The organism is Mycobacterium sp. (assembly GCF_050700595.1).
GTDB lineage: Bacteria > Actinomycetota > Actinomycetes > Mycobacteriales > Mycobacteriaceae > Mycobacterium.
Map to the genome: position 1 here is coordinate 1 of NZ_JBOHHI010000110.1, position 12,901 is coordinate 12,901.

The 12,901-nt window shown below is 64.2% G+C and carries 13 protein-coding genes and 1 pseudogene; 8 read left to right on the forward strand and 6 right to left on the reverse strand.

Annotated elements, in window-relative coordinates; genetic code table 11:
- Positions 1 to 333: 333 nt before the first annotated feature.
- Positions 334 to 1,116, reverse strand: coding sequence for a hydrogenase nickel incorporation protein HypB (gene hypB / locus ACRDTL_RS10855; protein WP_431506713.1), 783 nt, complete (start codon positions 1,114 to 1,116; stop codon positions 334 to 336).
- A gap of 12 nt (positions 1,117 to 1,128) precedes the next feature.
- Positions 1,129 to 1,464 (reverse strand): hydrogenase maturation nickel metallochaperone HypA, encoded by a 336-nt coding sequence (locus ACRDTL_RS10860; RefSeq protein WP_431506714.1) that lies wholly within the window; start codon positions 1,462 to 1,464, stop codon positions 1,129 to 1,131.
- A 268-nt stretch (positions 1,465 to 1,732) separates the two neighbouring features.
- On the opposite strand from ACRDTL_RS10860, the gene ACRDTL_RS10865 reads away from it, so the two are divergent.
- Positions 1,733 to 2,233: a homocitrate synthase gene (locus ACRDTL_RS10865; RefSeq protein WP_431506715.1), complete on the forward strand. Its 501-nt coding sequence runs from the start codon at positions 1,733 to 1,735 to the stop codon at positions 2,231 to 2,233.
- 18 nt (positions 2,234 to 2,251) lie between these two features.
- Here ACRDTL_RS10865 and ACRDTL_RS10870 read toward each other — a convergent pair whose 3' ends face one another.
- On the reverse strand, positions 2,252 to 3,727 hold the full coding sequence (locus ACRDTL_RS10870) for a cytochrome P450 (protein WP_431506716.1): 1,476 nt from the start codon (positions 3,725 to 3,727) through the stop codon (positions 2,252 to 2,254).
- Positions 3,728 to 3,824: 97 nt separating this feature from the next.
- On the reverse strand, positions 3,825 to 5,303 hold the full coding sequence (locus ACRDTL_RS10875) for a cytochrome P450 (protein ID WP_431506717.1): 1,479 nt from the start codon (positions 5,301 to 5,303) through the stop codon (positions 3,825 to 3,827).
- An 87-nt stretch (positions 5,304 to 5,390) separates the two neighbouring features.
- Here ACRDTL_RS10875 and ACRDTL_RS10880 point away from each other — a divergent pair, with 87 nt between their 5' ends.
- Positions 5,391 to 6,065, forward strand: a complete 675-nt coding sequence (locus ACRDTL_RS10880; protein WP_431506718.1) for a TetR/AcrR family transcriptional regulator — start codon at positions 5,391 to 5,393, stop codon at positions 6,063 to 6,065.
- Between the two features lie 99 nt (positions 6,066 to 6,164).
- Positions 6,165 to 7,052, forward strand: a complete 888-nt coding sequence (locus ACRDTL_RS10885; protein ID WP_431506719.1) for an SDR family oxidoreductase — start codon at positions 6,165 to 6,167, stop codon at positions 7,050 to 7,052.
- 73 nt (positions 7,053 to 7,125) lie between these two features.
- On the opposite strand, the gene ACRDTL_RS10890 is transcribed toward ACRDTL_RS10885, so the two are convergent.
- Positions 7,126 to 8,160 (reverse strand): DNA polymerase IV, encoded by a 1,035-nt coding sequence (locus ACRDTL_RS10890; RefSeq protein WP_431506720.1) that lies wholly within the window; start codon positions 8,158 to 8,160, stop codon positions 7,126 to 7,128.
- Positions 8,157 to 8,759 (reverse strand): TetR/AcrR family transcriptional regulator, encoded by a 603-nt coding sequence (locus tag ACRDTL_RS10895; protein WP_431506721.1) that lies wholly within the window; start codon positions 8,757 to 8,759, stop codon positions 8,157 to 8,159. The genes ACRDTL_RS10890 and ACRDTL_RS10895 overlap by 4 nt, the downstream gene beginning before the upstream one ends.
- Before the next feature lie 91 nt (positions 8,760 to 8,850).
- Here ACRDTL_RS10895 and ACRDTL_RS10900 point away from each other — a divergent pair, with 91 nt between their 5' ends.
- The 5 genes and pseudogenes from ACRDTL_RS10900 to ACRDTL_RS10920 form a co-directional block, all read left to right on the forward strand.
- Positions 8,851 to 9,405 (forward strand): NAD(P)H-dependent oxidoreductase, encoded by a 555-nt coding sequence (locus ACRDTL_RS10900; protein WP_431506722.1) that lies wholly within the window; start codon positions 8,851 to 8,853, stop codon positions 9,403 to 9,405.
- A gap of 435 nt (positions 9,406 to 9,840) precedes the next feature.
- A complete protein-coding gene (locus tag ACRDTL_RS10905; protein WP_431506723.1) occupies positions 9,841 to 10,080 on the forward strand; it encodes a redoxin NrdH in 240 nt (79 codons plus the stop codon).
- A gap of 3 nt (positions 10,081 to 10,083) precedes the next feature.
- Positions 10,084 to 10,539: a class Ib ribonucleoside-diphosphate reductase assembly flavoprotein NrdI gene (gene nrdI, locus ACRDTL_RS10910; RefSeq protein WP_431506725.1), complete on the forward strand. Its 456-nt coding sequence runs from the start codon at positions 10,084 to 10,086 to the stop codon at positions 10,537 to 10,539.
- A complete protein-coding gene (gene nrdE, locus ACRDTL_RS10915; RefSeq protein ID WP_431506724.1) occupies positions 10,506 to 12,683 on the forward strand; it encodes a class 1b ribonucleoside-diphosphate reductase subunit alpha in 2,178 nt (725 codons plus the stop codon). Before nrdI ends, nrdE begins: the two co-directional genes overlap by 34 nt.
- Positions 12,684 to 12,820: 137 nt before the next feature.
- Positions 12,821 to 12,901, forward strand: a pseudogene (locus tag ACRDTL_RS10920) (TetR/AcrR family transcriptional regulator); the annotation flags it as partial.

Genomic DNA, 12,901 nt, shown 5'->3' on the forward strand with positions numbered 1-12,901 from the left:
TTCCGCTTTGACTGCCGCTTCTGTTGGCATACTGCAGCGCTTTCCGGGGCTTCGGGCTACCACCCCTCACGCCGCAGGAGTCGACGGTCGGCACGCTTGCACGGCGCTAGTTTTTGGGTCTACTCCCAAGAAGTTGCGTTGTCAACGGTCTGACGGCCAGAGTGAAAGCCTTTTGCCGGCATCTCGAATTTGCTGTATTCCCGCGTGCCGCACGCTATTCTGAAGCTCAACAGCGGCGACGGGGTGTCGCTAAATACGCATACGTAAAATAAGCGACCGAGCGAGCGTCATGCAAATCAATTGCATTTGAACTGGTTCCGTTGTTCGGGTGTTTCAGGTCGGAGTGCTTGCCATGAAGCGGCGCAGCCAGCCGAACCACTCCGCCATCCCGGCGCCGGTGCGGGCACTCACCGGCAGGATGGTCGCCGTCGGATTGACCTGGCGGATGCCGGCGATGTAGGCGTCCACGTCGACATCCAGGTAGGGAGCCAGGTCGATTTTGTTCAGCAGCACCACGTCGACCGCGCGGAACATCACCGGATACTTCAGCGGCTTGTCCTCACCTTCGGTAACCGAGTAGACCATGGCCTTGGCGTGCTCGCCGACGTCGAACTCTGCTGGGCAGACCAGGTTTCCGACGTTCTCGATGATCACCAGGTTCAACCGGGACAAATCGAGGCCCTGTAGCGCGCGGTTGACCATCGGTGCGTCCAGGTGGCATTCCCCGCCGAACCCATTGCCAGTGTTCAGCAGGGAGATCTGCGCGCCCCGGCCGTCGAGTTTGGCGGCGTCGAGGTCGGTGGCGATGTCGCCCTCGATCACCCCGACGGCGAACTCGCCGGCGAGCTCGTCGAGGGTGGCGGCCAGCACCGTCGTCTTACCCGAGCCGGGTGAGCTCATCAGGTTCAGGGCGCGAACACCGTTGCGTGCGAACGCGTCCCGGTTGTAGTCGGCGCGGACATCGTTCTCGGCGAAGATGGCCTCCAGCACGTCGATGCGTTGCGAGCCGGTGGCGTAGCCGCTGTGGTCACCGTGGTCATGGTCACCGTGGTCATGGTCATGGTCATGGTCATGGGTGTGCACGGTGCCGTCGTCGTGTCGATGAAACCTACCCATCCGTAACGCCTTTCATGTGACGTCCAGCGAGGTCACCAGGAACTCGTCGCCACGCAGCACCTCCACGTCGGCGCTCTCGCAGTGCGGACACAACAGTGACCACTGCGAGGTGATCGTCGAACGCCGGTCGCAGGAACGGCAGGCCACCTCGGCGCTGACGAACTCCAGCTCCAGCTCGGCGTCGGGCATGTCCTCGTAATCTCGGACAAGCGTCCAGCAAAATGACAGCGACTCGGGGACCACTTGGCGCAAAGCGCCGATCTGGACGCGAACGACGTCGACGTGCCGGCCGTCGACATAGGGTTTGACCACCCCGGCGATCGCTTGGCACAGCGACAGCTCGTGCACGTCGCGTCACCGCCACGGCGCAGTGACGGCAGGGGACACCATGAGGACCGTTCTACACCTCAGAATCGGTCGTGGTGGCGGTCTCCGCCGGCCGAGCGTAATCAACCAACTTGCAATGGCCCGTCGACAGCGTCTAGTCTCGGCGATCATGCAGCGCTTTGCAGTAGTAGCCAGTACCCGCAGCGGGGTCTGATCAAGACCGACCCCCCGCTGTGGGTCGGACGCTACTACCTGTCGGTCACTCCTGCAGACCAGAGAAGACCGACACATGACAACTCCCAAGCTGAGATTTCCGGGCGGCACCGGTGCTGCGTCCGCCTCGCCGGCGGTTCGTTTTTCGGGCATTTGGCTACCGGCCGGGATCCGGGAGGGTGCCGAGAACATGTCGTGGAGCACATTCACCGCCACCTACGCTCCCAGCACCGGCCCGGTGCGCCTGGGTAACTGGGAATGCACCGACGGGCGGCCCGCCGCCCGGCTGGGACCGCAACCCTGTACGTTTCGCGCCACCCTCGGCTTCGGCGATCGCATTGAGACGGTGACCGCCACGGCGACGGGTCCGGTCGCCGCATTAACCGCGATGCTCTACGAGCGTGGGATCGCGGTCGAGACACTGCGATTCCACCAAGTGCGTTCCGGCGATAACGTCGCCACGTTCATCCAGGGCAGCGACGGCGTCCGAGCCGAGTGGGCGATGGGGTTGGCGGAGAACCCGACGCAATCCGCGCTGTGCGCGGTCATCGCCTGTGCCAACCGGCTGTACGCCTGACCACGACTGCTCGCGTGGCTACAGCGGGCGCAGCACGAGCGGCATGCCGTCCATCGGGATCGGCATGCCGCCGTAATCCCAGCGCGGCTGGTAGCCGGGCCGGGCCAGCTCGAGCCGGTAGCGGCGCAGCAGCCGGTGAATGACGGTCTTGACCTCCAGCCGGCCGAACACCATCCCGATGCACTTGTGGGCGCCGCCGCCGAACGGCGCGAATGCGTAGCGGTGCTTCTTGTGTTCCGCACGCGGCTCGGTGAACCGCTCCGGGTCGAACTTCCTGGGTTCGGTCCACAACTCGGGCAACCAGTGGTTCATTCCCGGCCAGGTCACGACGTTGGTGCCGGCCGGCACGTAGTAACCCAGCAGGTCGGTGTCGCGCACGGTCTGGCGCATGTTGAACGGCAACGGGGTCACCAGCCGCAACGACTCGTCCATCACCAGGTCGAGACTCTCCAGCTTCTCCAGCGACTCGATGTCCAGCGGACCGTCACCCAGCCGGGCCGACTCGTCGCGGCAGCGCTCCTGCCATTCCGGGTGGGCGGCCAGGTGGTAGGCCATGGTGGTGACCGTCGACGTGGTGGTGTCGTGGGCGGCCATCATCAAAAAGATCATGTGGTTGACGATGTCTTCGTCGGTGAAGCTGTTGCCGTCTTCGTCTTCGGTGTGACACAGCACGGTGAGCATGTCGGTGCCCTCGGCGCGCCGGCGCTCGGTGACCCGCTCGGCGAAGTAGTCCTCGAGCACCTTGCGGGCCCGCAGGCCCTGCCACCATTTGAACGGCGGAACGGGGTAGCGGATGATCGCTCCGCCGGCCCGGGTCGTCGTCGTGAACGCCCGATTCACCTTGGTGACCAGTTCGTGGTCGGTGCCCGGCTCGTGGCCCATGAACACCACCGACGCAACGTCGAGGGTGAGCTCCTTCATCGCCGGATGGAACAGGAACCGCGCATCGTTGGTCGGCCAGTCGTGAACGATCGCAGTGGCCACGCGGTCGATGTCTTCGACGTAGCTGGCCAGCCGCGGGCGGGTGAACGCTCCCTGCATGATCCGCTTATGCGCCAGGTGCTCGTCGAAGTCGAGCAGCATCAGGCCGCGGTTGAAGAACGGCCCGATGACCGGAATCCAGCCCGTCGTCGAGTAGTCCTTGTTGGGATTGGCAAAGACCGTCTGGGTGGCGTCGGGGCCCAGCGCGACGATCGACGGCAGGATCGGCGAATCGGCGAAGGTCACCGGTCCGCGGGTCTGGTACAGGTGCAACGGAAAGTCGGGACCTTCCCGGAACAACTCGACGATATGGCCGAGGATTGGCATGCCCGAGTCGCCGACGATCGGCTTCAGCCCACTGCCCGGTGGCGGCTCAGCCAGAGTCTTTTGCTTCCAGTCGACGGTCAGCAGCCGCTTCTCGAGAATCCCCATGCCCGGAATGGTGTTCACCGTCGGAACCAGCCGACGCTTGGCTTGACCCAGCAGGTAGCGCGGGGTGCTGATTGTCGTCATCGACGCTCCTCTTGAGGGCCTGAAAGGCTTTGAGAACCACCTGGGCGCCCTCCCTGAAACCATCCTCAGGACAGACTTGACGGCTGTCAAGTTTTGGTTACAGCGGCCGCAGCATGATCGGCATGCCGTCCATCGGCACGGGCATGCCGGCGTAGTCCCACTTCGCCTGGTACCCCGGACGTGGCAGTTCTAGCCGGTACCGGCGCAGCAGCCGGTGCAGGATCGTCTTGATCTCCAACTGCGCGAAGACCATTCCAATGCACTTGTGGGCACCACCGCCGAACGGTGTGAACGCATAGCGGTGCCTCTTGTGCTCACTGCGCGGTTCGGTGAAGCGCTCCGGGTCGAACCTGAGTGGATCCGTCCAAAGCTCCGGCAGCCGATGGTTCATGCCGGGGTACGCGATGACATTGGTGCCCGCCGGCAGGTAGTAGCCCAACAGATCGGTGTCGCGCACGGTCTGGCGCATGGCCCATTGCACCGGCGTCACCAACCGAATGGACTCGTTCATCACCAGGTCGAGACTCTCCAGCTTCTCCAGCGATTCGATGTCCAGCGGTCCGTCGCCGAGACGATCCGACTCGTCGCGGCAGCGTTGCTGCCATTCGGGGTGAGCGGCCAGGTGGTAGGCCATTGTCGTGCTCGTCGACGTGGAGGTGTCATGGGCGGCCATCATCAAAAAGATCATGTGGTTGACGATGTCTTCGTCGGTGAAGCTGTTGCCGTCTTCGTCCTCGGTCTGGCACAGCACCGTCAGCAGGTCGTTGCCCTCCTTGCCGCGTCGCTCCTTGACGCGAGCAGCGAAGTAGTTCTCCAGCAGTTGTCGTGCCCGCAGCCCTCGCCACCAGGTGAACGGCGGCACGCTGGTGCGGATGATCGCGTTGCCGGCTCGGGTGGTGATCGTGAAGGCCTTGTTGACCTTCGTGACCAGTTGGTGGTCGGTGCCCGGTTCGTGGCCCATGAACACCATCGAGGCGATGTCGAGGGTGAGCTCCTTCATCGCCGGGTAGAGCAGGAAGCGCGCGTCGTTGACTGCCCAGTCGTTCGCGATCACTTGGGACACGACCTTGTCCATCTGCTCGACATAGCCGACCAGCCGGGGGCGGACGAAGGCTTCCTGCATGATCCGCCGGTGGAACATGTGCTCCTCGAAGTCGAGCAACATCAGACCGCGGTGAAAGAACGGCCCGATGACCGGAACCCAACCCTGCTGGGAGTAATCCTTGTTGCGGTTCGAGTAGATGATCTGGGCGGCGTCGGGACCCAGCGCCGCGACCCCCGGCAGAACCGGCGAGTCTCCGAACACGACCGGGCCTTTGGTGTGGTAGATGAACATCAGATAGTCGGGTCCGCCCCGCAGCGCCTCGATGAGGTGGCCGACGATCGGCAGCCCTCTATCGCCCATGACCGGCTTGAGCCCGCTGCCCGGCGGGGGATTCGCGAGCTTCCTCGGTGGCCACTCGGTGCCCAGCAGCTTCCGTTCGACCGCGGCCATGCCGGGAAAGTTGTTGAATGACGGAGTCAGCCGCCGCTTGGCTTGATCGAACAGGTAGTGAGAGGTGCTGATGGTCGTCATCGACGCTCCTTACCGCTTGTGGCATCCGTCACTGAAAACCATCCTCAGAACAGGCTTGACGGCTGTCAAGTTTCGTTTTGTTCTGGTGTGGTGCAAGGTCGAAGGGTGATCCCCCGGGATGGCGCAGGCGCCGCCAGCCATGAGCCGGCCACGTCGGCCCCAAAACGGCGCGGTGACAAACAACGGCAAGCCATCCTGCAGGCGGTGCGTGAGTTACTGGAGGAGAAGCCGTTCGCCGAGCTGTCGGTCAGCACCATCAGCGACCGCGCCGGGGTCGCGCGATCGGGTTTCTACTTCTACTTCGACTCCAAATACGCAGTGCTGGCGCAGATCCTGGCTGAGGCCACCCACGAACTCGAAGAGCTCACCCAGTACTTCGCGGCCCGCGGACCGAACGAATCGCCGGCGGCGTTTGCCGAGCGGATGGTCGGCAGCGCCGCGATTGTGTTCGCCCACAACGATCCGGTGATGTCGGCCTGCCTTGTCGCCCGCAACACCGACGCCGAAATCCGCGAGCTTCTCGACCAGCAGGTGGACCGGGTGATCGAGCAGATCATCGGGATCGTCTCCGACGAGTTGGCTGCCGGCACCGCGCATCCCATCGGCGACGACATCCCCGCGTTGGTCCGCACGCTCTCGGCCGCAACCGCGCATACGCTTTCCGGTGACAGCGCGTATCTAGGCCCTGGTGGTGACGTGCAGCGCGGGATACGAGTGCTCCAACAGTTGTGGCGGCACGCGCTATGGGGCGGGCGGCCATAAGTGTCTGGCGGCGACCCGTCCCCCGCAAGCGGGAGGTACCCCCAGCGCCCTTTGCCGCGCTTGCGATCGCCACCTAGCCGCGGCGGTATCGTCGCCGCCATGACGCACAGGAAGCTTGGCCGGTATTTCGCGGGTAAGAAATGTTTTCTCACCGGTGCGGCCAGCGGAATTGGCCGCGCGACCGCTTTGCGGCTTGCCGCATACGGCGCCGAGCTCTATCTGACCGACCGCAACGCCGACGGGCTGGCGGAAACCGTGGCCGACGCCCGCGCGCTGGGCGCCCAAGTTCCCGAGCACCGGGCGCTCGACATCGCCGACTACCACGAGGTCGCATCGTTCGCCGCGGACATTCACGCCAATCACCCGAGCATGGACATCGTGATGAACATCGCCGGGATATCGGCGTGGGGAACCGTCGATCGCCTGACGCACGAGCAGTGGAGCAAGCTGGTCGCGATCAACCTGATGGGCCCGATCCACGTCATCGAGACGTTCATCCCGCCGATGATCGCGGCCGGCCGGGGCGGGCATCTGGTCAACGTGTCCTCGGCGGCCGGGCTGGTCGCGCTGCCCTGGCACGCCGCCTACAGCGCCAGCAAGTACGGCCTGCGCGGGGTGTCCGAAGTGCTGCGCTTCGATTTGGCCCGGCACCGCATCGGGGTGTCGGTGGTGGTGCCCGGTGCGGTGAACACCCCGCTGGTCAAGACCGTCGAAATCGCCGGCGTCGACCGCGACGACCCGCAGGTGAGCCGCTGGATGGGCCGCTTCAGCGGCCACGCCGTCTCACCGGAGAAGGCGGCCGAGAAGATTCTGGCCGGAGTCGCCAAGAACAGGTACCTGATCTACACGTCCGGTGACATCCGGGCGCTGTACGCGTTCAAGCGGCTGGCTTGGTGGCCGTACAGCGTGGTGATGCGCCAGGTCAACGTGCTTTTCACCCGGGCACTGCGGCCGGCGCCGGTCCACAGCGTGCCGAGACTGCGGTGAGGGCGGCGGTTTTCGGCTTGACACCGTGGACGCAGCCTGGGCGCCCTGGACGCAGACTCGACGCGGCGTCACGCTAGGGCGGCATCTGCAGTTCCAGCCGCACACCGAGTAGCCGCACCGGCCGGTCCAACTCGAACAGGTTGAGTACCCGCAACGCGGCGGCGCCGACGACGTCGGCGTCGACCGTTGATTCGTCGAGCTTGCGCACCTTGGTTCGGGTGAAGAACGTGGCGGTGCGCACGGTGACGGCCACCCGCGTGACGACGCGCGACTGGGCGACCACCTCGCCCAGTGTCTTCGTTGCCAATTCGGTTACCGCCGCCTGGATTTCGTTACGGTCGGTGAGATCGTGGCCGAACGTGATGACGTGACTGCGCGACCGGGGTACCCACGGCTCGGCGCTGATCTCGTCGTCGCCGCCGCCGTTGGCCAGCAACAGCAGGCCCAATCCGGTGCGTGGGCCGAATGTCGAGGTGAGTAGTTCGGCATCGGTGTGCGCCAACTGCCTGACTGTGGTGATACCAAGGGCAACAAGTTTTTTCGCGGTCTTCGGTCCCACACCCCAGAGCGCGTCGACTGCTCGCTCACCCATCGTCGACATCCAGTTCGCGTCGGTGAGACGGAAGATGCCGGCGGGTTTCGCGAATCCGGTGGCCACCTTGGCGCGCTGCTTGTTGTCGCTGACGCCCACCGAGCAGGACAGCCCCGTTGCCGACGAGACGATGCTGCGGATCTGTTCTGCCAGTTCGATCGGGTCACCGAGGTCGGCCCCGATGAATGCCTCATCCCAACCCCAGACCTCTACCGGGTGACCCAAATCGCGCAGCAGTCCCATCACCTCGTCGGAGGCCGCGTCATAGGCCGCGGGATCCGACGGGAGGAAGGTCGCGTCCGGGCAGCGCCGGGCCGCGGTACGCAGCGGCATGCCCGCATACACACCGAACTGGCGGGCCGGGTAGGACGCGCAGGTGACCACCTTGCGGGCCTCGGTCGGATCACCGCTGCCGCCGACGATGACGGGCAGCCCGGCCAGTTCGGGGCGGCGACGCAGCTCGACCGAGGCCAAAAACTGGTCGAGGTCGAGGTGCAGGATCCAGCGCGGCTTCATCGGCCGCATAGCTTGCGCGCCAGGCTTTCCCATGCATCACCCAACGTCTGCAGGGTCTGGCCGCGGGCGCTTAGCCGATGCTCGACGTAGTCGGTGTCGAGCAGCGCCAGCAGAGCATCGGTTTGGGCGTCCAAGTCGCCGGTGGTACCGGCCGCGGCCAAAAGCATCCGGACATGCGTGCGCTGCACCATCGCCGCCGCGTTGTAGCGGGTTTGTGGGTCGCGGCTGGCCGCCGAGAGCAGTGCGTGGTGAGCATGGGCAAAACAGATCCGCTCCCGCCCGAACGCGATCAGCCGATCCAGCGGCGGCGCATCCGGGCCCAGCGGCGGCGGGCCGAACATGAACGCCTGCTGACTGGCCCGCTCGTCCTCGTCGAGCAACACCATCATCAAGCCGCCGCGGCTGCCGAACCGGCGGAAGACCGTGCCCTTGCCGACGCCCGCGGCGGCAGCGATGTCGTCCATCGTGACCGCGTCGGCGCCGCGTTCGGCCACCAGCCGGCGTGCTGCCGCCAGCAGCAGCGCGCGGTTGCGGGCCGCGTCGCCACGCTCTTGCGGAGCGGAAACGGGCAGCTCACCGAACCGGTCCACGACGCTCACGCCGACACTGTAACGCGGCCGGAATAATCCGGACCGTAGTCCGGTTCAGTCGTGCAAGGACAGAGACCACGAACACGAAGGGACATCGAGTATGCCGGAGATCAAAGTTTTGGCGCTGGTGGGAAGCCTGCGTGCGAAGTCGGTCAACCGCCAGATCGCCGAGTTGGCCGCGGACGTCGCCCCGACGGGCGTAACCGTGACCGTGTTCGACGGCCTTGGTGATCTGCCGTTCTATAACGAGGACCTGGATTCTGCCGAGAACCCCCACGACGTGCAGGCTGCGGTTACCGCACTGCGGCGCGCCGCCGCCGACGCCGATGCGGCACTGGTGGTCACCCCGGAATACAACGGCAGCATTCCCGGTGTGCTCAAGAACGCGATCGACTGGCTTTCCCGGCCGTTCGGCAACGGTGCGCTGAAGGACAAGCCGCTGGCCGTCATCGGCGGGTCGCTGGGCCGCTACGGCGGCGTCTGGGCGCACGATGAGACCCGCAAGTCATTCGGTGTCGCCGGCCCGCGGGTGGTCGAGGCGCTCAAGCTGTCGGTGCCATTGGGCTCGCTGGACGGCAAGCACCCCAGGGAGCACGCCGAGCTCGCGGCAGGGGTGCGCGACGTGGTGGGCAAGCTGGCGGCCGAGGTGAGCTGAAGCGCTCAAGCCTTTGCTGTGGCCGAGTCGGCGGTCAAGCTGGGGGCGTGGTTGTCGGTGGTCGGTGGTACACCTGCCGGATGGCCGAAGTAGACCGGATTGTGACGTCCGACACGCCGATGAGGCGCCGGCACACGGGGTCACGACCAGCGAATTTCATGAATGTTGTTCAGAACATCTTGTATCACTTCTTAATGTCAGCCACTAGGTGTAGTGTTTCGCTCACCGACAAACCCCAGGTTCACCAGGTCATCGCGACCCCGGCGGCGGGCTCCATATGTTGAGGACATGGCGTCCTACGCGGGTGGCGAAGAAGGGAATTTCGGGGTCGCGCGGTCTGCTGAACTAGTAGTGCAAATGCAGTACCCGAGTAGTTGCCAGTCCGTGTCAAGTTCACGACGTCGCAGGAGTCTCACAGAGGAGGCCGTACCGCCGATGAGCATCACCGTGTACACCAAGCCGGCATGCGTGCAGTGCAACGCCACTTACAAGGCGCTGGACAAACAGGGCATCGCCTACGAGAAGGTTGACATCACCCTGGACCCCGAGGCGCGGGACTACGTGATGGCGCTGGGTTATCTGCAGGCACCGGTCGTGGTGGCCGGAAACGAGCACTGGTCGGGCTTCCGGCCCGACCGGATCAACGGGCTCGCCGGCGCCGTGCTGAGCGCATAGGAGATCGTCGTGCAGTCGTGCAACCTGGTGTATTTCTCCAGCGTGTCGGAGAATACCCATCGCTTCGTGCAGAAGCTGGGTATCCCGGCCACCCGGATACCGTTGCACGGGCGCATCGAGGTGGACCGGCCGTATGTCCTGGTGCTACCTACCTACGGCGGTGGCCGGCACACCCCCGATATCGAAGCGGGCGGCTACGTCCCGAAGCAGGTCATCGCGTTCTTGAACAATGAGCGCAACCGGGCACTGCTGCGCGGGGTGATCGCGGCCGGTAACACCAACTTCGGCGCGGAATTCTGCTATGCGGGCCAGGTGATCTCGGGTAAATACGGCGTTCCGTACCTCTACCGCTTCGAGCTGATGGGGACCGACGAGGACGTGCAAGCCGTTCGTGCGGGTCTGGCTGATTTCTGGAAGGACAAGACGTGCCACCAACCGTCGCAACTGCAGAGCGTGTAACACCCGCCGGGCACGCCCACACTTTGGGGCCGAGCGGCGACGACTATCACGCCCTCAACGCGATGTTGAACCTGTACGACGCCGACGGCAAGATCCAGTTCGACAAGGACCGGGAAGCCGCACACCAGTACTTCTTGCAGCATGTCAACCAGAACACGGTCTTCTTCCACAACCAGGACGAGAAGCTCGACTACCTGATCCGCGAGAACTACTACGAGCGTGAGGTTCTCGATCAGTATTCGCGCAACTTCGTCAAGTCCCTGCATGACCGCGCCTACGCCAAGAAGTTCCGGTTCCCGACATTCCTCGGCGCGTTCAAGTACTACACCTCCTACACACTGAAGACCTTCGACGGGAAGCGGTTCCTGGAGCGCTTCGAGGACCGGGTGTGCATGGTGGCGCTCACCCTGGCTGCCGGTGATACCGCGTTGGCCGAAAAGCTCGTCGACGAGATCATTGACGGCCGGTTCCAGCCGGCGACCCCGACGTTCCTCAACTCGGGCAAGCAGCAGCGTGGCGAGCCGGTTAGTTGTTTTTTGTTGAGAATCGAAGACAATATGGAGTCGATCGGGCGCTCGATCAACTCCGCGCTCCAACTGTCCAAGCGTGGTGGGGGAGTGGCGTTGCTGCTCAGTAACATTCGCGAACACGGTGCGCCGATCAAGAACATCGAGAACCAGTCGTCGGGTGTCATCCCGATCATGAAGTTGCTAGAGGATTCGTTCTCCTACGCCAACCAGCTCGGCGCGCGCCAGGGGGCCGGTGCCGTCTATCTGCATGCCCATCACCCCGACATCTACCGCTTCCTCGACACCAAGCGGGAAAACGCCGACGAGAAGATCCGGATCAAGACGCTGAGCCTCGGCGTGGTGATCCCCGACATCACTTTCGAGCTGGCCAAGCGCAACGAAGACATGTACCTGTTCTCGCCGTATGACGTCGAACGCATCTACGGGGTGCCGTTCGCCGATATCTCGGTCACCGAGAAGTACTACGAGATGCTCGACGACGCGCGGATCCGCAAGACCAAGATCAAGGCGCGGGAATTCTTCCAGACGCTGGCTGAGTTGCAGTTCGAGTCCGGTTACCCATACATCATGTTCGAGGACACGGTGAACCGGGCCAACCCGGTCGAGGGCAAGATCACCCACTCAAACCTGTGTTCGGAGATCCTGCAGGTGTCCACCCCGTCGTTGTTCAACGAGGATCTCACGTATGCCAAAGTGGGCAAGGACATTTCGTGCAACCTGGGGTCGCTGAACATCGCCAAGACGATGGATTCACCTGACTTCGCGCAGACCATCGAGGTGGCGATCCGCGCGCTGACCGCGGTGAGCGATCAGACGCACATCTGGTCGGTGCCCTCGATCGAGCAGGGCAACAACGACTCGCACGCGATCGGGCTCGGGCAGATGAACCTGCACGGCTACCTGGCGCGGGAAAGCATCTTCTACGGCTCCGAAGAGGGCATCGACTTCACCAACATCTACTTCTACACGGTGCTCTACCACGCGCTGCGGGCGTCGAATCGGATTGCTATAGAAAGAGGCACGCACTTCAAGGGTTTCGAGCGGTCCAAGTACGCGTCGGGGGAGTTCTTCGACCGCTACACCGACCAGGTCTGGGAGCCCAAGACGGACAAGGTGCGGCAGCTCTTCGCCGACGCGGGCATCGGCATCCCTGATCAGAACGATTGGCGGCGGCTGAAGGAATCGGTGCAGGCGCACGGCATTTACAACCAGAACCTGCAGGCGGTGCCGCCGACCGGGTCGATCTCTTACATCAACCACTCGACGAGCTCGATCCACCCGATCGTGTCGAAGGTCGAAATCCGCAAGGAAGGCAAGATCGGCCGGGTCTACTACCCGGCGCCGTACATGACCAACGACAACCTGGAGTACTACCAGGACTCCTACGAGATCGGCTACGAGAAGATCATCGACACCTACGCGGCGGCCACCCAGCATGTGGACCAGGGTCTTTCGCTGACGTTGTTCTTCAAGGACACTGCGACCACCCGCGACGTGAACAAGGCGCAGATCTACGCCTGGCGCAAGGGCATCAAGACGCTGTACTACATCCGGCTGCGGCAGATGGCGCTGGAGGGCACCGAGGTCGAGGGCTGCGTGTCCTGCATGCTGTAGCGCCCTTGGGGGCTTTCCGCCGAGTGGCCACCTAATGCACGTAATTCGGCGTTTCGCGTGACATAACTGGCCACTCGGCGGCATTCGAATAGCCGGTCTGCCCAGGTCAACGCCTGCAACGCGGTAAGGTGCTTGACGTGGTGAGAATTCCCCGACCCCACCCCGGCGTGAAGCCCGGGGTGAAGGTCGACGCCCGCAGCGAACGCTGGCGCGAACAC

Coding starts and splice junctions, on each gene's coding strand:
- hypB (WP_431506713.1), bottom strand. CDS start 1,116: ATGGGTAGGTTTCATCGACACGACGACGGCACCGTGCACACCCATGAC.
- ACRDTL_RS10865 (WP_431506715.1), top strand. CDS start 1,733: ATGACAACTCCCAAGCTGAGATTTCCGGGCGGCACCGGTGCTGCGTCC.
- ACRDTL_RS10870 (WP_431506716.1), bottom strand. CDS start 3,727: ATGACGACAATCAGCACCCCGCGCTACCTGCTGGGTCAAGCCAAGCGT.
- ACRDTL_RS10875 (WP_431506717.1), bottom strand. CDS start 5,303: ATGACGACCATCAGCACCTCTCACTACCTGTTCGATCAAGCCAAGCGG.
- ACRDTL_RS10885 (WP_431506719.1), top strand. CDS start 6,165: ATGACGCACAGGAAGCTTGGCCGGTATTTCGCGGGTAAGAAATGTTTT.
- ACRDTL_RS10890 (WP_431506720.1), bottom strand. CDS start 8,160: ATGAAGCCGCGCTGGATCCTGCACCTCGACCTCGACCAGTTTTTGGCC.
- ACRDTL_RS10900 (WP_431506722.1), top strand. CDS start 8,851: ATGCCGGAGATCAAAGTTTTGGCGCTGGTGGGAAGCCTGCGTGCGAAG.
- ACRDTL_RS10905 (WP_431506723.1), top strand. CDS start 9,841: ATGAGCATCACCGTGTACACCAAGCCGGCATGCGTGCAGTGCAACGCC.